The organism is Vagococcus intermedius (assembly GCF_029144185.1).
In the GTDB taxonomy this organism is placed as follows: Bacteria; Bacillota; Bacilli; order Lactobacillales; family Vagococcaceae; genus Vagococcus_D; species Vagococcus_D intermedius.
The window spans coordinates 228,450-248,653 of the sequence record NZ_CP110232.1; the positions used below are offsets into that span (position 1 = coordinate 228,450).

21 protein-coding genes and 1 tRNA gene are annotated in these 20,204 nt (G+C 35.9%); 17 read left to right on the forward strand and 5 right to left on the reverse strand.

Annotated features, from left to right (window positions below; all coding sequences use genetic code 11):
- The first annotated feature begins 25 nt into the window (after window positions 1-25).
- The 9 genes from OL234_RS01120 (at window position 26) to OL234_RS01160 (ending at window position 8,914) form a co-directional block, all read left to right on the forward strand.
- Window positions 26-187: a teichoic acid D-Ala incorporation-associated protein DltX gene (locus tag OL234_RS01120; RefSeq protein ID WP_275469340.1), complete on the forward strand. Its 162-nt coding sequence runs from the start codon at window positions 26-28 to the stop codon at window positions 185-187.
- A gap of 37 nt (window positions 188-224) precedes the next feature.
- On the forward strand, window positions 225-1,754 hold the full coding sequence (gene dltA / locus OL234_RS01125) for a D-alanine--poly(phosphoribitol) ligase subunit DltA (RefSeq protein WP_275469341.1): 1,530 nt from the start codon (window positions 225-227) through the stop codon (window positions 1,752-1,754).
- 23 nt (window positions 1,755-1,777) lie between these two features.
- Entirely contained in the window at window positions 1,778-3,031 is a 1,254-nt protein-coding gene (gene dltB, locus OL234_RS01130) for a D-alanyl-lipoteichoic acid biosynthesis protein DltB (protein ID WP_275470086.1), read from the forward strand.
- Between the two features lie 36 nt (window positions 3,032-3,067).
- Entirely contained in the window at window positions 3,068-3,295 is a 228-nt protein-coding gene (dltC, locus tag OL234_RS01135; protein WP_275470087.1) for a D-alanine--poly(phosphoribitol) ligase subunit DltC, read from the forward strand.
- A gap of 2 nt (window positions 3,296-3,297) precedes the next feature.
- Window positions 3,298-4,566 (forward strand): D-alanyl-lipoteichoic acid biosynthesis protein DltD, encoded by a 1,269-nt coding sequence (gene dltD, locus OL234_RS01140; RefSeq protein ID WP_275469342.1) that lies wholly within the window; start codon window positions 3,298-3,300, stop codon window positions 4,564-4,566.
- 138 nt (window positions 4,567-4,704) lie between these two features.
- Complete coding sequence (locus OL234_RS01145; protein WP_275469343.1) at window positions 4,705-5,787, forward strand: M42 family metallopeptidase; 1,083 nt, start codon at window positions 4,705-4,707, stop codon at window positions 5,785-5,787.
- 135 nt (window positions 5,788-5,922) lie between these two features.
- On the forward strand, window positions 5,923-6,660 hold the full coding sequence (locus OL234_RS01150) for an MBL fold metallo-hydrolase (protein ID WP_275469344.1): 738 nt from the start codon (window positions 5,923-5,925) through the stop codon (window positions 6,658-6,660).
- A gap of 13 nt (window positions 6,661-6,673) precedes the next feature.
- On the forward strand, window positions 6,674-7,678 hold the full coding sequence (lplA, locus tag OL234_RS01155) for a lipoate--protein ligase (protein WP_275469345.1): 1,005 nt from the start codon (window positions 6,674-6,676) through the stop codon (window positions 7,676-7,678).
- Window positions 7,679-7,837: 159 nt separating this feature from the next.
- Window positions 7,838-8,914, forward strand: coding sequence for a M24 family metallopeptidase (locus OL234_RS01160; protein WP_275469346.1), 1,077 nt, complete (start codon window positions 7,838-7,840; stop codon window positions 8,912-8,914).
- A gap of 122 nt (window positions 8,915-9,036) precedes the next feature.
- Here OL234_RS01160 and trpS read toward each other — a convergent pair whose 3' ends face one another.
- Window positions 9,037-10,053: a tryptophan--tRNA ligase gene (gene trpS / locus OL234_RS01165; RefSeq protein WP_275469347.1), complete on the reverse strand. Its 1,017-nt coding sequence runs from the start codon at window positions 10,051-10,053 to the stop codon at window positions 9,037-9,039.
- A gap of 300 nt (window positions 10,054-10,353) precedes the next feature.
- Here trpS and spxA point away from each other — a divergent pair, with 300 nt between their 5' ends.
- From spxA to OL234_RS01180, 3 genes are all read left to right on the forward strand, one after another.
- On the forward strand, window positions 10,354-10,752 hold the full coding sequence (gene spxA, locus OL234_RS01170; protein WP_275469348.1) for a transcriptional regulator SpxA: 399 nt from the start codon (window positions 10,354-10,356) through the stop codon (window positions 10,750-10,752).
- A 142-nt stretch (window positions 10,753-10,894) separates the two neighbouring features.
- Window positions 10,895-11,629, forward strand: a complete 735-nt coding sequence (locus OL234_RS01175; RefSeq protein ID WP_275469349.1) for an adaptor protein MecA — start codon at window positions 10,895-10,897, stop codon at window positions 11,627-11,629.
- Window positions 11,630-11,692: 63 nt separating this feature from the next.
- Window positions 11,693-12,379: a YjjG family noncanonical pyrimidine nucleotidase gene (locus OL234_RS01180; RefSeq protein WP_275469350.1), complete on the forward strand. Its 687-nt coding sequence runs from the start codon at window positions 11,693-11,695 to the stop codon at window positions 12,377-12,379.
- Between the two features lie 24 nt (window positions 12,380-12,403).
- On the opposite strand, the gene nrdF is transcribed toward OL234_RS01180, so the two are convergent.
- From nrdF to nrdH, 3 genes are all read right to left on the reverse strand, one after another.
- A complete protein-coding gene (gene nrdF, locus OL234_RS01185; RefSeq protein ID WP_275469351.1) occupies window positions 12,404-13,372 on the reverse strand; it encodes a class 1b ribonucleoside-diphosphate reductase subunit beta in 969 nt (322 codons plus the stop codon).
- Window positions 13,373-13,389: 17 nt separating this feature from the next.
- On the reverse strand, window positions 13,390-15,552 hold the full coding sequence (gene nrdE, locus OL234_RS01190) for a class 1b ribonucleoside-diphosphate reductase subunit alpha (protein WP_275469352.1): 2,163 nt from the start codon (window positions 15,550-15,552) through the stop codon (window positions 13,390-13,392).
- Between the two features lie 203 nt (window positions 15,553-15,755).
- Window positions 15,756-15,986: a glutaredoxin-like protein NrdH gene (gene nrdH / locus OL234_RS01195; protein ID WP_275469353.1), complete on the reverse strand. Its 231-nt coding sequence runs from the start codon at window positions 15,984-15,986 to the stop codon at window positions 15,756-15,758.
- A 494-nt stretch (window positions 15,987-16,480) separates the two neighbouring features.
- Here nrdH and OL234_RS01200 point away from each other — a divergent pair, with 494 nt between their 5' ends.
- From OL234_RS01200 to OL234_RS01220, 5 genes are all read left to right on the forward strand, one after another.
- A complete protein-coding gene (locus OL234_RS01200; RefSeq protein ID WP_275469354.1) occupies window positions 16,481-16,948 on the forward strand; it encodes a ferrous iron transport protein A in 468 nt (155 codons plus the stop codon).
- Between the two features lies 1 nt (window position 16,949).
- Window positions 16,950-19,115, forward strand: coding sequence for a ferrous iron transport protein B (feoB, locus tag OL234_RS01205; RefSeq protein WP_275469355.1), 2,166 nt, complete (start codon window positions 16,950-16,952; stop codon window positions 19,113-19,115).
- A gap of 21 nt (window positions 19,116-19,136) precedes the next feature.
- Entirely contained in the window at window positions 19,137-19,274 is a 138-nt protein-coding gene (locus tag OL234_RS01210) for a FeoB-associated Cys-rich membrane protein (protein WP_275470088.1), read from the forward strand.
- A gap of 77 nt (window positions 19,275-19,351) precedes the next feature.
- Window positions 19,352-19,424, forward strand: a tRNA-Lys gene (locus OL234_RS01215).
- A 92-nt stretch (window positions 19,425-19,516) separates the two neighbouring features.
- Window positions 19,517-19,735: a hypothetical protein gene (locus tag OL234_RS01220; RefSeq protein ID WP_275469356.1), complete on the forward strand. Its 219-nt coding sequence runs from the start codon at window positions 19,517-19,519 to the stop codon at window positions 19,733-19,735.
- Window positions 19,736-19,802: 67 nt separating this feature from the next.
- On the opposite strand, the gene OL234_RS01225 is transcribed toward OL234_RS01220, so the two are convergent.
- Complete coding sequence (locus OL234_RS01225) at window positions 19,803-20,072, reverse strand: hypothetical protein (protein ID WP_275469357.1); 270 nt, start codon at window positions 20,070-20,072, stop codon at window positions 19,803-19,805.
- Window positions 20,073-20,204: the final 132 nt, after the last annotated feature.

Genomic DNA, 20,204 nt, shown 5'->3' on the forward strand with positions numbered 1-20,204 from the left:
AGACAGATAGACATGGGAGGCTAATATGTTTGAAAAATTGAGAACAAAGTGTGCGGATGAGACAGTTAATTATTGGTTCATTTTTTTTGGTAAAACATTATTTTATTTAGCCATAATGTTGGTGTTAATCTACTTATATCATTTTAGCCATATTGATGGTGGGAATTTTATTTACAATGAGTTTTAATAAAATGAAAAATGAGATAAGAAAGGAATAGCAATATATGGAATTACAAAATAATATCGTAAAACGAATTGATGGGTGGGCAATTAGTAACCCAGAACACTCCTGCTTTCGCTCAGGAGACGTGAGTCATACGTATCTAGAATTGAAAGAAAAATCCGATAGTTTAGCGGCGTATCTAGAAAAAAACCATGTAAATAAGTTGCCAGTGATTGTTTATGGCGGATTGGAATTTGAGATGATTGTGACATTTTTGGCATGTGCCAAATCTGGGCATGCTTATATTCCAATTGACAGTCATACTCCAGCTGATCGGGTAGGTTTAATCACTGAAGTAGCTAATTTCACCGCTATTATTGCTTGGGAAGATTGGCCACTATCAAAGAGAGATGACGAAGTTGAGTTAGTAACGAGTCCCTCTTTAGTAAAGATATTAGATAGAAAAGAAGCCCCTTCAGAGCTTAATTATGTCACAGCTGATGAAACTTTTTATATTATTTTCACTTCAGGGACGACAGGGATTCCTAAAGGTGTGCAAATAAGTCATGATAACTTAGTCAGTTATACCAATTGGATGTTAAGTGATTTTGGTTTGGAAACAGGGCAAACCTTCTTATCCCAAGCCCCTTATTCTTTTGACCTATCAGTGATGGATGTTTATCCAGCTTTGTTATCAGGAGGCCAGTTAGCGCCATTGACGAAAGAGATGATTAATAATTTTAAAACCTTATTTAGTGTCTTACCGGAGATGACCTTAAATATATGGGTATCAACACCATCATTTGTCGATATTTGCTTGATGGATCCTCGTTTTAATGGCGAGGAGATGACGAGTCTAAGTCATTTTCTATTCTGTGGGGAAGAATTGACACATGGGACGGCAATGAAACTTAGAGAGCGATTCCCACAAGCGAAAATTTTTAATACCTATGGTCCAACTGAAGCGACAGTCGCTGTAACCGAGATTGAGATTACAGAAGATGTTTTAAAAAACTTTCAACGGCTACCGATTGGGCGCGTTAAGTCGGATACAGCTATTTATATTATGGATGAAGACGGTCAGATATTACCTGAGGGAACAGTTGGTGAAATTGTCATTGTTGGCCCAAGTGTTTCTAAGGGGTACTTTAATAATCAAGAAAAAACAGATGAAGTATTTTACAATTTCGAAGGCCAACAAGCTTATCATACGGGAGATGCTGGTCTGTTGAAAGAAGGCGTCTTATTCTACCAAGGTCGGATGGATTTCCAAGTTAAACTCCATGGTTATCGAATTGAGTTAGAAGATATTGACCATCATTTGGCAGAAGTTTCTTATGTCAAAGCAGCAACAGTAGTGCCTAAATATCATGATCATAAAGTACAACAATTAGTCGCTTTTATCGTGCCAAATAACCATCATTTTGATAAAGAGTATCAACTTTCTAAGGCAATCAAAGAAGAACTAAAGATGAGTATCATGGACTATATGATCCCGCAAAAATATATTTATGTTGAAAGCTTACCGTTAACTCAAAATGGCAAAGTTGATCGTAAAGGATTGATCAACGAGGTGAATCCTCCATGTTAGATATGTTAGAAAAAGGCTCTTCTATGATGTTTTATTTATCGCCATATGAGAACCCCTTTTATTTTATTATTTTAGGTATTACGCTCATTCCTTTGGTTATTCAGCTATTAAGAGGAAAACGAATGATGTGGTACCAAAATGTTTTGACAGTCTTCTTTTTATGGATGAGTTTTGGTGGACCTAGTTTACGTCAAGGGATTGCCTTACTAATCTATATTGCTTGGCAAACGTTCTTGGTATGGTGGTATTTTGGTCATCGCCAGAGAAAAAATAGCAATATCGGTTTTTATAGTGCAGTGATACTAGCCATCTTACCCTTATTTTTGGTTAAGGTTATTCCATTTATATTAGAACGTAATTTTATGATAGATGCTGTTTCAGCCAATCCAGATTTAAAAACAATTCCAACTTTTATCGGCTTTTTAGGAATATCTTACTTGACCTTTAAAGCGGTTCAGATGATTATGGAAATCCGTGACGGTTTAATTAAAGAGTACCATGTCGGACGATACTTACAATTTTTAATTTTTTTCCCGACAATTTCTTCAGGACCAATTGATCGTTATCGACGTTTTGAGAAAGACTTATTGAACCCACCAGATCGTGACAAGTATGTCTCGTTATTAGCTAATGGCATTCAAATGTTTTTTATGGGATTTCTATATAAATTTATTATCGGGTATATTTTAGGTGTTCAATTATTGCCACATGTTAAGAATTTTGCTCTTGAGCAAGGTGGTCTGTCTCTAGGTTTACTAGGAACAATGTATGTTTATAGCTTATACTTGTTTTTTGATTTTGCTGGCTACAGTCTTTTTGCAGTAGGAGCCAGTAATATTATGGGGTATGAAACACCAATTAACTTTAACAAGCCCTTTTTAAGTCACAATATTAAAGAGTTTTGGAACAGATGGCACATGTCATTATCATTTTGGTTTAGAGACTATGTTTATATGCGTTTAATGTTTACCTTGATTAAGAAGAAGGTCTTTAAAAGTCGCATTGTTGCCTCTAATGTTGGTTACTTCGCTTTATTCTTATTGATGGGTGCATGGCACGGTTTAACTTGGTATTATCTAGTTTACGGGTTATACCATGCGACCTTAATTTGCCTGACAGACGTTTGGTTACGTTATAAAAAGAAAAATAAAGATAAGATTCCAAGCAATCGTTTTACTCATGGACTAGCAGTAGTCGGAACGTTCCATGCGGTAGCGCTAAGTTTCTTAATCTTTTCAGGATTTTTAGATACACTTATTAAAGCCAGATTTGGTTAAAAAAATTAATTATTAAAGGGGAAATAACAGATGTCAATGAAAGAAACAATCTTAGATATTTTAGAAGAATTAACCGGAACAGATGAAGTGAAAGATAATTTAGAAGTCGATTTATTTGAAGAGGGGTTGCTAGATTCGTTAGGAACTGTTCAACTTTTAGTCGAATTAGAGGGGCAGTGTGGCGTAACAGTACCAGTATCAGAATTTGATCGTGATGAGTGGACAACTCCACAAAAAATTATTGATAAAGTAGCAGCTATGTAACGATGAGTTTTAAAAAGAAATTATTTGCTACAATTGGGCCACTTTGTTTGGCACTGTTGATTTTAGGCGGCATATTTTTATCGCCACTAAAGTTTCGTAAAGTTGACTCGACGCTCACTGCAACAGCGGCTAATTCTATGGCGGTCAATGTTATTAAAGGGGATATCATCAAAAATGAAGCGATGAAAGATCCCCGATATGTGCCATTTTTTGGGTCATCAGAGTTTAGTCGTTTCAATGCTTTTCATCCGTCAGTTTTAGCAGAACAATATAATCGAAATTATCGTCCTTTTTTATTAGGCGCGGCAGGGACACAATCCCTTTCACAGTTCTTTATGTTAGAGTCGATGGCTAAAGAAATGCACGGTAAGAAGGCAGTATTTGTTATTTCACCTCAGTGGTTTGTTAAAGGTGGGGTTAGCAAAGAGATGTTTTCACTTTATTTTTCACCACTTCAGACTTATCGTTGGGCGGTGAAAACAGTAAAAACGGATGAGATGGAACGTTACACAGCAAAACGTCTATTGCGTTTTAAAAACGTTGCCTCAGATGCAACCCTTAAGGCAGTGCTGCAACAAATTGCTGAAGGTAAAGAGTTATCTATTACGCAAAAGAAAATGTGTCAGTTGAAAATTAATATGCTAAGTCGTGAAGATGAATTATTTGGTCATGTCGGGATAATCGACCATGACAGTAAGATTATGAAAGGGATGCGGACGTTACCCGCTACTTATGATTTTCATAAACTAGATCAGTTAGCCTATAATACTGGCCAAGAAAAAACAAAAACAAATCCGTACCAAATCACAGATAAATTTTATAAAAAACGGATTGCCCCTGTCGAAGGTACCTTGAAAGGGGCTCAAGAAGATTTTGATTATCGTCAATCAGTCGAATTTTCTGATTTCCAATTATTTTTAAATGAAGTTGCCAAATTAAAGATGGATGTTCTATTCGTCATTCCACCTGTTAATGAACGTTGGTCAGACTATACAGGCTTATCAACTAAAATGTTAGATGAGTTTAGTCTCAAGATTAATCACCAATTAAAGAATCAAGGGTTTAAAAATATTCTTGATTTAACTGAACGACGTGGTGAAGATTATTTTATGGAAGATACTATTCATATTGGTTGGCGTGGTTGGTTAGAGATGGATAAAGCTGTTGCACCATTTTTAAAAGATGTGCAAGCAAAACCTATTAACTATCAATTAAATGATGATTACTATTCAAAAGAATGGCAGAATATGAAGCCAACTAATTTAAATTAGAAAAACCAGTTCTTTTAAGAACTGGTTTTTTGCTTAGATATGGAAGGCATAAAGTGGTCCAAGATAACTAGTTTCTTTAAAATTAGTAAAATGATATAATAAAAGAGCTTTATAATTCGAAAATAAGAGGTGACGATATTGGATAAAAAAGAAGAGCTATTTTTAAAAGAATTGACAGATGCACGTGCTGTACCAGGAAATGAAGAGGAAGTTCGTGAGATTTTTAAAAAATATGCAACACCTTATGCTGATAAAATGATGTATGACGGTTTGGGTGGTGTTGTAGCAAAACATGCGGGTGAGAAAGACGGGCCGCGTGTCTTGATTATGGGACACATGGATGAGGTCGGTTTTATGGTGACCCAAATTACTGAAAAAGGCTTTTTAAAATTCCAAACATTAGGTGGTTGGTGGGGGCAAGTGATGTTAGCCCAACAAGTTACAATTAAAACAACTGCTGGGAAGTTAATTCATGGTGTAATTGGTTGTAAACCACCTCACGTATTGTCAGCTGATGTGCGTAATAAACCATATGATGTAGCTGAAATGTTTATTGATATTGGGGCTACAAGTGAAGAAGAAGCGATGGAATGGGGAATCCGTCCAGGAGATATGGTAACCCCTCATACAGAGTACCGTCGTTTAAATGACTCTAAGTTCTTATTGGCTAAAGCTTGGGATAATCGTATTGGGACAGCTGTTTCATTAAAAGTTTTGGAAAACTTAGCAAAAGAGGGACATCCTAATATCTTATTTGCTGGTAGTAATGTGCAGGAAGAAGTTGGCTTACGCGGAGCTAAGACAAGTACTAATTTAACTAAACCGGATATTGCTTTTGCTTTAGATACTGGAACAGCTGGAGATACTCCAGGTATGACACCAAAAGAATCAATGTCTGAATTAGGTAAGGGGCCACAAATTATTATTTTTGATGCGTCAATGATTCCTCATCGTAAGTTACGCGACTTTGTTATTGATGTTGCTGATGAGTTAGAGATCCCTTATCAATTAGAAGTAATCCCTGGTGGTGGGACAGATGCAGGGAGTCAGCATGTAGCTAACAATGGGGTCCCATCATTAGCTATTACAGTAGCGACACGTTATCTACACTCACATACGTCAGTTATCCATGAAGACGATTATTTAAATACTGTGAAATTGGTTACTGAAGTAGTCCGTCGTTTAGATAAAGACACAGTTGCGAAACTTTGTCAGTACTAATAAAAACAAAAATGTTTTTATAGAGGAGATAAAGTGATAGAAAGCTTGTAAATCTTTGATTTATGAGCTTTTTTATTTTAAAATGCTATAATTAAGTATAAAGTAAAGAGGTCAGAAAGGGTGTTAGCGAAGTAAATGAAAGTGACAGTTTTAGGGTATTGGGGAGGTTATCCTTGGAACAATGAAGGGACAAGTTCTTATTTATTAGAGTCAGAGGGTTTTAGTTTATTGATAGATGCTGGAAGTAGTACGCTCAATGTTTTACAAGAACATTTGGACCCATTAACTTTGGATGCGGTTATTATTTCCCACTATCACCACGATCATATTGCTGATTTAGGTGTCCTGCAATATTATCGTCAATTGCATAACAGCACGGTAACACCAAAATTATTACCTATTTATGGTCATATGGAGGATGCTTATTTCTCAAGTCTTAGTTTGCCAGATGTCTCAAAAGGTATCGGTTATCAAGAGCATGATCGTCTTGTTATTGGTCCGTTCCGTTTAACTTTTTTACGGACTGTTCATCCAGTAGTTTGTTTCGCCATGAGGATTGAAGAAATAAAAACAGGAAAAGTTTTAGTTTATACGGCTGATTCTGGTTACTTAGCTAGTTTTAACCAGTTTGTAGCAAATGCTGATATTTTAATTGCAGATACTTATTTATTTAAAGGGAATGAACATCATCATGCTCATTTTACGTCTCATGAAGTCGGTTTGATGGCTGCTATAGGAGACGTTAAACAACTTATTTTAAGCCACTTAGCTCAAGATAAGGATTTAACTAAGCTATTGGAAGAAGCTAAGGAAGCCTCGGGAAGTAAAGTGTCAGTGTGTTTAGCAGAAAAAAATCTAACAGTTACAATTTAGGAGGAATTTATCAATGCTGTATGTACCTAATGAAGAAAGAGACCCACGTATTAATTTAGCAATCGAAACATTTTTAATGAGAGAAATGCCTTTAGAAGAACCGATCTTATTATTTTATATCAATGATCCGTCAATTATTATTGGACGGAATCAAAATACGATTGAAGAAATTAATAAAGAATATGTAGAAGAAAAGGGAATTCACGTGGTCCGTCGATTAAGCGGTGGCGGAGCTGTTTATCATGATAAAGGTAACTTAAATTTTAGTTTTATCATGCCTGATGATGGTGAATCTTTCCGTGATTTTGCTAAAGTGACGCAACCTATTATAGATGCTCTGCACGCTATGGGAGTCGAGGGTGCACAACTAAAAGGCCGGAATGATTTAGTGATTGATGATCGTAAGTTTTCAGGAAATGCGATGTATGCGACTAATGGGCGAATGTTTGCTCATGGTACTATCATGTTTGACAGTGATATCAATGAAGTTGTTAATGCCTTAAAAGTCCGCAAAGATAAGATTGAATCAAAAGGAATTAAATCAATTCGCTCACGTGTAACCAATATTAAACCATTTTTAGCTGATGAGTATCAAGGAATGACAACTATTGATTTTCGTCAAGATATTTTGTTGCGTATCTTTGGTGTAGAAAATTTAGATGAGGTTAAAACGTATACCTTAACTGAGGATGATTGGGCAAAAATCAATCAAATTTCTGATAACTATTATCGCAATTGGAATTGGAATTATGGCCGTTCGCCAGAGTTCGATTTAGTCAGACGAGAACGCTTTACGATTGGCTCGGTAGAAGCAAAAATGAATGTTTCTGGTGGGACCTTAAATGATATTAGAATTTTTGGTGATTTCTTTGGGTTAGGTGAAATTAAAGATGTAGAAGAACAATTAAAAGGAATCAAATACGATAAACCAAGTATCACAGAAGCAGTTGAAACCATTGATTTGAAAAAATATTTTGGTAATATTGAAGTAGCTGACTTAGTCAATTTGTTATATTAATTAAATTAAAACGTACTAAATGAGCTTTAAGGGCTTGCTTAGTACGTTTTTTTATTAGGAAAGGCAGTCATTATGAACAATGAATTTATGATTGCTGTGTTATAATAAATTTACGTGATAAAATTAATTAACAATAGCTTATACAAGGAGGAAACAGAAATGAATCAAGAACGTCTCGACAAAGTCATCGCCAAAATGAAAGAACGTGAAGTCCCACAGTTATTAGTATCGGACCCAGCGACTATTTTTTATTTAACAGGTAAGTGGATTCATCCTGGTGAGCGTATGTTAGTCTTAATTTTAAAAACTTCTGGGGAACACATCCTAGTCATTAATAAATTGTTCCCAATTGAAAATGATATGGGGATTAAATTAGTATCGATAGATGATACGGATGACGGTGTAGCCTGTCTCTTAAATGAATTAGACCCTAGTCAAGTCATGGGAGTAGATAAAAATTGGCCGTCACACTTCTTATTGAGATTGATGGAGCTAAGTAACGCAACAAAATTTGTGATTGGATCAGAAATCACTGATGACGTACGTGCTATTAAAACAGAAGCTGAAAAAGATTTGATGCGTGCAGCATCCAAAGATAATGATGAGGCAGTGGATCGCCTACAAGCTCTAATTAAAGAAGAATTAACAGAATTAGAGATGAGTAAAAAATTAGCAGATATTTATGATGAGTTAGGTAATTCAGGCTTCTCATTTGAGCCAATTGTGGCTTATGGTGCTAATGGAGCAGATCCGCATCATGAAACAGATGCGTCTCGGGTTAAAGAAGGCGATAGCATTATTTTAGATATTGGTGGCGTTAAAGAGGGTTATTGTTCAGATATGACGCGTACATTCTTCTATAAATCAGTGTCAGATAAGAGTCGTGAAGTTTATGAGACTGTTTTAGAAGCAAATAAGCGTGCCATTGCATTAGTTAAACCAGGCGTTAAATTTAGTGAGATCGATGCAGCAGCTCGTGATTATATTACTGAAAAAGGTTATGGCGAGTATTTTACTCACCGTACGGGTCATTTTATTGGCATTGAGTGTCATGAGGCGGGGGATGTTTCAGGTACGAATGATAACGTCGTTGAGCCGGGGATGATTTTCTCAGTAGAACCAGGTATTTATATTCCAGGAGAAGTGGGAGTTCGCATTGAAGATTTAGTTTTAGCAACAGAAGATGGTTATGAATTATTAAATCATTATCCAAAAGAGTTAACGATTGTTGGTTAATTAAAAAAGACTGTCACTAAATTGTGACAGTCTTTTTTAGATGATTTATGTAATCGGGTCCATAGACAGCCGACTCTTAAAAAAGCATCAGTGTAGGATTCGATAAGATAAAATTAATACTATTATAGTGATAAGCGTCCTTTACGACCTAAACCAACGGCATTACGCATACGTTGTAAAGTTTTTTTAGCAACTTTATTGGCTTTTTCAGCCCCTTCATTTAAAATAAGATCCAATTCATCAGAAGCAAGCAATTCTTTTTGACGTTGTTGAATAGGTTCAAGAACAGCAACGATTGCCTCGCCTAGATCAGTCTTAAACTGTCCATAACCAGAGTTCGCATAGTGCTCAGCTAACTCAGTCACGCTTTGACCAGTCATAGCTGAGAAGATAGTAAGTAAGTTAGAGATACCAGGTTTATTTTCGATATCGTACTCAATTTTACCACTAGAGTCTGTAACAGCTGATTTGATTTTTTTCCGAATGACAGTCGGGTCGTCAAGCATTGAAATATAGCCTTTAGCATTGGTATCTGATTTGCTCATTTTTTTAGTTGGATCTTGTAGACTCATGATGCGAGCGCCATGTTTTGGAATCTTAACCTCAGGTTTGACCAAAATTGGTTGTTTCTCAGAACCGTAACGAGTGTTAAAGCGATCAACAAAATCACGTGTTAATTCTAAATGCTGTTTTTGATCTTCGCCAACAGGTACTAAATTACTACCATATAAGATAATATCGGCAACCATCAGTGGTGGATAGGTTAAAAGAGCGGCACTAACACTGGTTTGTCCATTTTTTTGTGATTTATCTTTAAACTGTGTCATGCGTTCTAATTCCCCAATTGTTGTGTTACATTGAACAATCCAAGCTGCTTCAGCGTGAGCAGCTACTTCAGATTGGATGAAGATTGTGGCTTTTTTAGGATCTAAGCCAACTGCTAAATATAAAGCAGCTAAGCTAAGAGTTTGTTCTCGTAATTTTAAGCGGTCCTGTGGGACGGTGATGGCGTGTTCATCTACGACACAATAGTAACAGTTGTAGTCATCTTGTAGCGAAATAAATTGTTGCATAGCACCAATATAGTTACCGATAGTGGGAATGCCACTCGGTTGTATTCCAGAAAAAATAGTATCCATTTTAGTATCTTCCTAACATTGTTTTTTTATTAATTATACTGGAAAAAAAATTAAAAAGACAGTTGAAACGCTTAGTTATTAAAATAACACTTGATAAAAAAAACAAAATGAGAAATTAATGAGTGAAACCTTGTAATAAAGGGGTTTCAAGGGGGAAAGTGTGAACAAACATGGATTTAATTGCGTTTTAAATTAGAGAAAGTTAATTTAAGGGTAGTATTTTTAGTGTGAATAGGTTATAATGAATACAAGAGCTACAGGAATTGTAGTCATAAAACTCATTTTAAAGGAGTGACATTTATGCTAACATTATATACTTCACCAAGCTGCACATCTTGCCGTAAAGCGCGCGCGTGGTTAGTAGAGCAAGAAATCCCATTTAAGGAACGTAATATCTTTTCAGAACCTTTGGATTTAACTGAATTAAAAGATATTTTACGAATGACAGAGGATGGTACTGAAGAAATTATTTCAACACGTTCGAAAGTTTTCCAAAAATTAGATATGGATTTCGATGATTTGTCACTACCAGAATTATTGAAATTAGTTCAAGAAAATCCTGGTTTGTTACGTCGTCCTATTATGATTGATGAAAAACGTCTTCAAGTTGGATTCAATGAGGATGAGATTCGTCGATTCTTACCAAGAGAAGTTCGGGCATTAGAATTACGCCAAGCGCAGTTAATGGCAGGCTTATAGTCAATAATAGATGACCTCGTCACCGGACGAGGTCTTTTTGTAGATTTTTTTCTTTACTTTTTAGGGTTTTAGGCTACAATGTGTCTATAGAGATAAAGAAAATATAACTATCAGATAGTTCAAAGAAGAGAGGTGTAGCCATATGGAAATGGAACGCATTAATGAAAATACAATCCGAGTGTTGATTGAAAATGAAGATTTAGAAGCACGAGGGATTACTTTTTTAGATTTATTAGGTAATCACAAGCAAATTGAAAGTTTCTTTTATAGTATTCTAGAAGAGGTCGATATTGATGAGCAGTTCCAAGAGACAGATGCTGTCACTTTTCAGGTGCTACCAAATCGGAATGGGTTAGAGTTATTTATTAGTAAAAATGTGTTGGTAGATGGTGAAAATGATTTTCCAGAAATTGGAGAAATTTTAAATCAGGACAATTTTAGTGATTTTATCAAGAGTCAAATAGGGGAAGGTTTGCCGATTTCTGAGCCTAATTTAGACGAAGGCTCATTAGTTGCTAGAAGTGGCGAGAAGTCTACTGAAAAGGAAGAAACAGAGGATGGCGTACTAGCACCAACCACGATTGAAACCGTCGTTCGTTTAGCGAGCTTTGAAGATTTGATTGTCTTAGCACATCGTGCTAAGTTTGAAAATATGACGAGTGATTTATATCGTATGTCTGGTGAGGGTGATGTTTATTATTTGCATCTAACATTTGACTTAGAAGAAATGACAGAAGAACAAGTCTATGATGAGTTAGGACTAGTTTTAGAGTTTGCCGCCTTAGTAACTTTGACTCCAGAAGTTTTAGAAGAGTATGGTCAATTAGTAATGGAACGTAGTGCGTTAGAACAAACTAAACACTATTTTAAAAAATAAGCGTGAACTTTACTACTAGTTGGCTAGTAGTAAAGTTTTTTTACGTCTATAAGGAGTTAGAGAATGTCAGAATATACAACGATTTTATTTGATGTTGATCAAACATTATTAGATTTTAAACAAGGGCAACAAAATGCTTTGCGAAAAATGTTTCATGCTCAAGGGATAACGATGACCCCAGAATTGTTTGAAATATATGAACTTAAAAACCATGATCTATGGGCTGCTTTTGAACAGGGATTGGTAAAAAGAGAACAAGTTTTAAGTGAACGATTTACATATATTTTTAAAAAATGTGGCTTAGAACGAGATGGCTACGAGATGGATCGGTTATTTAGAGGTTATTTAAAGGAAGAAGCTATTTTATTACCTGGAGCATTTGAAGTAATCGAAAAACTGAGTAAAAAATATCGTCTGGGGATTGTCACAAACGGTGTTTCTGAAACACAATATCGTCGTTTAGAAAAAGCAGAACTATTAACTTATTTTAAAGAAGCGATTTTTGTTTCTGAAGATACTGGTTTTCAAAAACCGATGCCTCAATTTTTTGATTATGTGTTTGAACGTTTGCCTGGTGTAGAGCGTTCAGAAACATTGATTGTAGGAGATTCTTTAAGTGCAGATATTAAAGGTGGTAACTTGGCTGGTTCTAAAACATGTTGGTACAATCCCTTGGGAGTAGTTAATGAGACTAAGATTATCCCGACCTATGAAATCAAAGAGTTACGTGAGTTATTACAATTATTATAAAAAAAAAGCCCCTAAGGGCTTTTTTTATTTAGTCAGACCAATTAGGTAATCATCGTCCTTCATAGCTTCTACACTACCTAGTAAATAACCATTACCGACTTGTGAGAAGAAATCATGATTGCTTGTCCCCGTTGAGAGACCATTCATTACAATCGGATTGACGTCATTGGCAGTATCAGGGAATAAAGCATTGACTCCTAAGTTCATTAGGGCTTTATTAGCATTGTAGCGTAAGAATGTTTTGACTTCTTCAGCCCAACCTAATTCGCCATATAACATATCAGTGTAGCCTTCTTCGTTTTCGTATAGCTCATATAATAAGTTATACATCCAATCTTCCATTTCAGTCCGTTCATTTTCTGGTAGCTGATTAAATCCTAATTGGAATTTGTAACCAATATAGGTACCGTGAACAGATTCATCACGAATGATTAATTTGATAATTTCTGCTACATTGGCCAACTTATTATTACCTAGATAGTAAAGTGGCGCAAAAAAACCTGAGTAAAATAAGAAGGTTTCTGTAAACACACTAGCTACCTTTTTTTGTAAAGGTGTCCCTGTTAGGTAAATATCATTAATCATTTTAGCTTTCTTTTGTAAAAATTCATTAGTATTAGTCCATTCGAAAATTTCTTCAATTTCAGCTTTGGTATTTAAAGTACTGAAGATTGAAGAGTAACTTTTAGCATGAACAGATTCCATGAACTGAATATTGTTCAGAACAGCTTCTTCATGTTGTGTTCGCACATCAGGGCGAATAGCTTCGATGGCACTCTCAGATTGGATAGTATCAAGTAACGTAAGACCACCAAATACATAACCAATTGTTTGTTTTTCCAACTCTGATAAAGCACGCCAATCATCTAAGTCGTTTGATAAAGGAATACGGGTATCAAGCCAAAATTGCTCCGTTAACTTTTCCCAAGTTGATTTATCAATCATATCTTCCATGCTGTTCCAGTTAATTGCTTCATAATACGTTTGACTCATAGCTTGTTTTTCCTCCCTTAAATTACACAGCTTTCACATGAATTACTGCCAATTTCTTCTTCATCATCTGTGAAGGTACGAATATAATAAATTGATTTAACCCCTTTGTGGAAGGCATAGTGACGTAAGATATTCAAATCACGTGTGGTTTGTTTGGTTGTGTCTGTCTTCCATTCGTAAAGGCCTTCTGGAATATCTGAACGCATAAATAAAGTCAAGCTCATACCTTGATCAATGTGCTGTTGAGCGGTTGCATAGACATCAATAACTTTGCGCATATCCATATCATAAGCTGAAGTATAGTAAGGTAATGTCTCGTTACTTAAGTAAGGAGCAGGGTAATAGATTTTTCCGATTTTTTTCTCTTGACGTTCTTCAATAAGACGTGTAATCGGATGAATACTAGCACTCGTGTCATTAATATAAGAAATTGAGCCATTTGGTGCAACTGCTAAACGATTTTGGTGGTATAACCCATCACGTTGAACGTCTTGGCTTAATTGTTTCCAATCTTCGGCTGTTGGAATAAAGATATCAGCGAAGAGGGCTTTTATTTTATCAAACTGTGGTTGGTGGTTGGCTTCAATATATTTGTCAAAGTATGAACCATCAGCATAGGTTGATTTTTCAAAATTATAGAAACGTTGTTGACGCTCTTTAGCAATTTGATTGCTTTCAACTAATGTCCAGTAGTTTAGTAACATAAAATAAATATTAGTAAAATCGATTGATTCAGGAGAGCCATATTCCATTTGATTTTTAGCAAAATAAGAATGGAGCCCCATAGCGCCTAAACCGATTGTGTGATTTAAGTCATTGCCATTTTTGATTGATGGAACAACGTCAATACTTGAGGCGTCGGTAATATAAGTTAGGGCACGTGTCATAGTACGGACGGATTGACCAAAGTTAGTACTCGCCATTAAGTTAGGAATATTAGTAGAGCCTAGATTACAGCTGATATCTGTCCCTAAAACATCGTATTCTTGTTTATTATTAATAATAGAAGGTGTCTGAACTTGTAAAATTTCAGAACATAAGTTACTCATAATAATCTTACCGTCGACTGGATTTTGACGATTAGCTTCATCAATATTGATAATATAAGGGTAACCTGATTCTTGTTGTAATTTACTAATTTCATTTTCTAAGTCACGGGCTTTGATTTTAGCTTTACGAATATTAGGGTTAGCCACTAAATTGTCATACTCTTTTGTAATATCTAGATAAGAGAAGGGGATACCATATTCTTTTTCAACACTATAAGGACTAAATAAATACATGTCTTCATTGTTACGTGCTAATTCATAAAACTTATCTGGGACATTTAATCCTAAAGATAAGGTTTTAACCCGAATTTTTTCATCGGCATTTTCTTTTTTAGTAGATAAGAACATTTCAATATCAGGATGAAAGACGTTTAAGTAAACAACCCCTGCACCTTGACGTTGACCTAATTGATTACTGTAGCTAAAGCTATCTTCAAATAATTTCATAACGGGAACAACGCCACTAGCAGCCCCTTCATAGCCTTTAATAGGTGCGCCAGCTTCACGTAAGTTATTTAATGAAATTCCAACTCCGCCACCAATCCGTGATAATTGCAAAGCGCTGTTGATGGAACGCCCAATACTATTCATATCATCTGTTACTTGTAGTAAGAAACAAGAAACTAATTCGCCGCGACGTTTACGTCCAGCATTTAAGAAAGAAGGAGTCGCCGGTTGATAACGTTGATGAATCATTTCATCGGCAATATTCATGGCTAATTGCTCGTCACCATTGGCAAAATAAAGTGCGTTGAAAGCGACACGATCTTCATAACGCTCAAGATACATTGTGCCTTCATTATTTTTTAAGGCATACTGTGAATAAAACTTATAGGCTGCCATAAACGATTTAAATTGAAAATGTTGCTCTTTTAAGAAGGCATATAAGTCATCAATAAATGACATTGAATACTTTTTAATGAACGCTGTCTCAATAAAATCATGATCGATTAAGTAGTTGATTTTTTCCTCAGTTGTTGAAAATGTCATCGTATTAGGTTCGACATTTTCTTTAAAGAAGGCAACGAGTGCTTCTTTATCTTTGTGCAAAGGAATTTGGCCATCAACTGGGCGGTTAATTTCATTGTTTAGCTCGAAATAGCTAACATCAGTTAATTTTTTTAAACTCACTTTTAGTCACTACTTTCTTAAATTTTTTCTTCAAACATCTATTATACTAGATTTTATTTTAGAACCAACTTTATTGTTTGGCTCCTAGGTAATAATAGTTGTAAGAGATAAGGGATTACGAGATAAAACGCAACAAAATCGCCCGCTAGTTATGTGCAGCGAACGATTTTGAGTGTCGATAAGGTGAATTGGAACAGTTGCTATTAAACAGCTAAAGAACGTAATTGATCTGGTCTGAAGCCAACGATTGAGATGTCTTCATTTGCTGTGACAACGGGTACGCTACGGTAGCCATTTTCTTTTAACCACTCTACATATTGTGGTTCAGTATCAATGTTTACTTCATTATATGAAACGTTCTTATCGCTTAAGAAACGTTTAGTCATCTTGCATTGAGGGCAGTTATCTTTTGTGTATAATGTAATGTTTGTCATAGTTCTTACCTCCGATTTAATTCTATATTTAGTATACCCTGTATCTTGGGAAAGTCAAGAATGAAAAAGACTAAAAACACAATATATGGTATGTGGGGGTTCTGTGGAATACAAGTCATGGTGTTTGTGGAGAATTAGACGAAAAGCCTCTAGATTAGTATTTCTTCTTTATTTTTCAGTGGATAAACATGTGGATAAGTCTTTTTTTACTCTTGTGACGTTCTTATACCATACGAGATCTAAAGTGGGTGATAACAAGCTTTAGGCTAATTCTTAAAAAAAACGAAAGAGTGGTGCTACTACATCTAGTAGTCGTGTAAAGCTAGGACAAATAATAAGTATAAAAAATATTGAGAAAGAATGAGCAAAGACTGGGTTTTTATTGACACCTTTCCAGGGGAAGAGTAGTATAAAAGATGTAAATGATAATGATTCTCAATAAAAGGTGATTAAATAAAATATGTGATATCATCACAAGATAGATGGGTGATAGAGTGATTAGATTAATAGAGGGCAATCAAGGAAAACAATATTTTGTACTTGAAATTATAAATCAGACTGTTTCTAATCGTCATTTGGCCAATTTAGGATTAATTAGTGGGACACCAATTAGAATTGTCTCAAAAAATAAACATGGCGATTATATTATTTTATTAAGAGACACACGTCTTGCGATGAGTGAGCAGGTGGTTAGTCAAATTATGGTGAGTGACGAACGTGTAGGTGAAAAGACAACATGGTCATTGTCTGAGGCTCAAGTTGAGACGCAAGTAAAAGTAACACAAATTGTTGGAGATAAAAAAATCCGTCGCCGCTTGATGGATATGGGGTTAACGAAAGGAACCCCGCTGTATTTAAGAAAAGTAGCCCCATTGGGCGATCCACTTGAAATTAGTGTGAGAGGTTACGAATTAACTTTAAGAAAAACAGAAGCAGAATTTATCATAGTAGAGGAGTTCTAAGATGAATAAACTATCGCTTGCTTTGGTGGGGAATCCGAATAGTGGTAAAACTAGCTTATTCAATGCCTTAACAGGCTCGAGTCAATCAGTGGGAAATTGGCCAGGTGTAACGGTTGAACGTAAAGAAGGTTACTATAAACAAGCTGATCACATCATGATTCAAGATTTACCTGGTATTTACTCCCTATCTCCTTACACACCAGAAGAAGTTGTTGCTCGTAATTATTTGGTGGAAGGACAGCCAGAAGCAATTATTAATATTGTAGATGGGAGTAATTTGGAGCGTAATCTCTATTTAACGCTACAGCTATTGGACCTTGGCTTACCTCTCGTAGTGGGAGTCAATATGTTAGATGTGGTAAAAAAACAAGAAAAAGAAATAAATCTAAGTAAGTTATCTTATGGCTTAGGGACAGATGTTGTCGGGATGAGTGTTGTTAAAGGTCAAGGGGTATCTGAAATAGTTGCTAAAAGTTTAACGGCAATTGAGTCAAATAATACTTCTCAAAGGATCGGTATCCAGTATGATGAGCGCTTAGAGGTTGCACTCTTAGAAATAATCGGAATTTTGCATAAGGCAACTTTTCAAACAGAACCTACGAAAAAAATAAGCGAGAATAAGTACCGATGGTACAGCCTTAAATTGTTTGAACGAGATGAGGCTGTCTGCCAGACCTTAGTACTTTCGCAAGCTGATTGGAAAGAGATTGAAGAGATTATCACGATTACGGAAAAAATATTTGGTGATGATAGCGAAAGTATTGTGATTAATGAACGCTATCAATTTATTACCAAATTAGTTGAGTTATGTGTTGTGAATAATAAAGAATTTAAGTTGACAGTGAGTGATAAGATTGATCAAGTCGTGACCAATCGATTTCTAGCTTTACCCATTTTTGCAGGTCTCATGTGGTTTGTTTACTATTTGTCGATTCAAACCATTGGCACAGCTGGCACTGATTGGCTAAACGATCAGCTGTTTGGTGTATTAGTTCCAAATTATTTAGCAGCAGGCTTAAATTATTTGGAAGTAGCTGAATGGTTGCAACGGTTAATTTTAGAAGGGATTGTAGCTGGAGTAGGTGCAGTAATTGGTTTTTTACCTCAAATTATGGTGCTATTTCTCTGTCTTTCTTTTTTAGAAGATTGTGGTTACATGTCGCGGCTAGCCTTTGTTATGGATCGTTTATTTAGAAAATTTGGGTTATCGGGTAAGTCGTTTATTCCAATGTTGATTGCTACAGGATGTGGCGTACCTGGTATTATGGCAAGTCGTACCATTGAAAATGAAAAAGATCGTAAAATCACTATTATGGTTACCACATTTATGCCATGTTCTGCTAAGCTACCAATTATAGCCTTGATTGCAGGGGCACTATTTCCAGCTAGCTCATGGGTCGCGCCTTCGGCTTATTTTATCGGTGTGTTAGCGATTGTTTTTTCAGGTATTATGTTAAAGAAAACGCGAGGGTTTAGGGGTGACGTTGCCCCTTTTATTATGGAATTACCAGCCTATCATTGGCCACAATTTCAAGGAGTTTGGCAACAAACTTGGCATCGAAGTAAAGCGTTTGTCAAAAAAGCCGGCACGCTTATCTTTGTTTCGAGTATCCTTATTTGGTTTAGTTCTAATGTAAACTGGCAGTTACATTTTGTCTCAGAAGATCAAAGTATTTTGGCTAGTTTAGGAAGTGTCTTAGCTTACTTATTTGTTCCTCTAGGGTGGGGGGATTGGCGGAGTGCTGTAGCGACCATTACTGGACTTGTAGCAAAAGAAAATGTAGTTGGAACTTTTGGCGTCTTGTTTGGTGCCGGTCGTGATGTATCTGAGGCAGGTCAAGAAATTTGGCCGGCTTTGCAAGTTATTTATACTCCAGTCTCAGGTTATTCCTTCTTGGTTTTTAACCTGTTATGTGCGCCATGTTTTGCAGCTATCGGAGCCATTCATCGCGAAATGTCGGATTATAAATGGACGCTTATTGCTGTTTTATTTCAGTGTGGCTTAGCGTACGCTATTAGTTTTATTATTTACCAAGGCGGTCGCATACTGATAGAAGGACAAGGAATAACTTGGTTAAGTATAGTAGCAGTCGGTGTTTTAGGTAGTTTAATCTATAGTGTGATGAGACCGACTAAGGCTGAGGTGGTTACGTTAGAGGATATTTAACAGAAGGGACAGGGTTAAATGATAGCAACAATTGTGCTAAGTGTCATCATTTTTGGTACGGCAGGATATATAATATATCGCTCACTTTTTTTGAAAAAAGGGTCGTGTGAGTGTGATGCTTGTGATTGTCCAGCGAAATCTGGACGTTCAAAAAAATAAGTCACGTTTGGGGCTTATTTTTTTGCGCTTATGGCTTGCACCATGACGACGAGAGTGCTAAAATTGTAAATGTAGTCGGGTTGTTAGCTCAGTTGGTAGAGCAACGGACTCTTAATCCGTGGGTCGAGGGTTCGAACCCCCCACAACCCATGGGTGCCAAACCCATGAGACAGGTCAAACGTTGGTGCGCAAGCATTTAGAAAACGATTGACGCTGTCTCTTTTTTGTTTAAAAATATTAAAATGTTATGGATAGGAGTTATCATGATATTTATTGGGATAGGATTGCTATTTTTAGGTGTTATTTTACAAGGGATTGGCAGACATAAAGCGATTAAAGGACAGTATATTAAGTATGCTCATAAACCTTGGGTAGGAGCGGTATCTAAATTATCCTTAATAGGCGTGTTAGCGATTATCTTAGCGCTCTTCTTTTTGTATCAAGGGTATCAACAAATTTAAGATGCCTTATGGAGAGGTTATTGTTTAAAAAAAGCTTGAAACCTTAAATTTAAGGTTTCAAGCTTTTTTAGTTGGGGAGATCTTGCTCTTTTTCCTGCAGGGTTTGGTTTTCTTCTTCTCGTAAATGCTGCGCATTTTCAATAATGCGTTCGATTTTCCGCTGAATAAATGCCACGATACTTAGTGTTTGTTGTTGGTGATAGCCTAAATCTAGATATTCGTTTTCCCAAGCATAAAAGTTTCCTTTTAAAAGACTTTTATGTGCTCGCCACTCGTTGAGCAATGCTTGGCGTGTTTCATCTTCATAGTTTTTTTCGATATAATTTTTCAATCCCATATACAATTACCTCACTTGTCATTTTTTTATTCTGATTGTAAGAATTAATAACAAAACATGACGCAACTAACTTTTTTATGACTAGAGAATGTCATAAGTTACCAAGAATCTTTACCCGTATTTTACTCCTTA

Excerpts from the sequence above, each read along its gene's own strand:
- OL234_RS01120 (WP_275469340.1), top strand. The coding sequence starts at position 26 with ATGTTTGAAAAATTGAGAACAAAGTGTGCGGATGAGACAGTTAATTAT.
- dltA (WP_275469341.1), top strand. The coding sequence starts at position 225 with ATGGAATTACAAAATAATATCGTAAAACGAATTGATGGGTGGGCAATT.
- dltB (WP_275470086.1), top strand. The coding sequence starts at position 1,778 with ATGATGTTTTATTTATCGCCATATGAGAACCCCTTTTATTTTATTATT.
- dltC (WP_275470087.1), top strand. The coding sequence starts at position 3,068 with ATGAAAGAAACAATCTTAGATATTTTAGAAGAATTAACCGGAACAGAT.
- dltD (WP_275469342.1), top strand. The coding sequence starts at position 3,298 with ATGAGTTTTAAAAAGAAATTATTTGCTACAATTGGGCCACTTTGTTTG.
- OL234_RS01150 (WP_275469344.1), top strand. The coding sequence starts at position 5,923 with ATGAAAGTGACAGTTTTAGGGTATTGGGGAGGTTATCCTTGGAACAAT.
- lplA (WP_275469345.1), top strand. The coding sequence starts at position 6,674 with ATGCTGTATGTACCTAATGAAGAAAGAGACCCACGTATTAATTTAGCA.
- OL234_RS01160 (WP_275469346.1), top strand. The coding sequence starts at position 7,838 with ATGAATCAAGAACGTCTCGACAAAGTCATCGCCAAAATGAAAGAACGT.
- trpS (WP_275469347.1), bottom strand. The coding sequence starts at position 10,053 with ATGGATACTATTTTTTCTGGAATACAACCGAGTGGCATTCCCACTATC.
- spxA (WP_275469348.1), top strand. The coding sequence starts at position 10,354 with ATGCTAACATTATATACTTCACCAAGCTGCACATCTTGCCGTAAAGCG.
- OL234_RS01175 (WP_275469349.1), top strand. The coding sequence starts at position 10,895 with ATGGAAATGGAACGCATTAATGAAAATACAATCCGAGTGTTGATTGAA.
- OL234_RS01180 (WP_275469350.1), top strand. The coding sequence starts at position 11,693 with ATGTCAGAATATACAACGATTTTATTTGATGTTGATCAAACATTATTA.
- nrdF (WP_275469351.1), bottom strand. The coding sequence starts at position 13,372 with ATGAGTCAAACGTATTATGAAGCAATTAACTGGAACAGCATGGAAGAT.
- nrdH (WP_275469353.1), bottom strand. The coding sequence starts at position 15,986 with ATGACAAACATTACATTATACACAAAAGATAACTGCCCTCAATGCAAG.
- feoB (WP_275469355.1), top strand. The coding sequence starts at position 16,950 with ATGAATAAACTATCGCTTGCTTTGGTGGGGAATCCGAATAGTGGTAAA.
- OL234_RS01220 (WP_275469356.1), top strand. The coding sequence starts at position 19,517 with ATGTTATGGATAGGAGTTATCATGATATTTATTGGGATAGGATTGCTA.
- OL234_RS01225 (WP_275469357.1), bottom strand. The coding sequence starts at position 20,072 with ATGGGATTGAAAAATTATATCGAAAAAAACTATGAAGATGAAACACGC.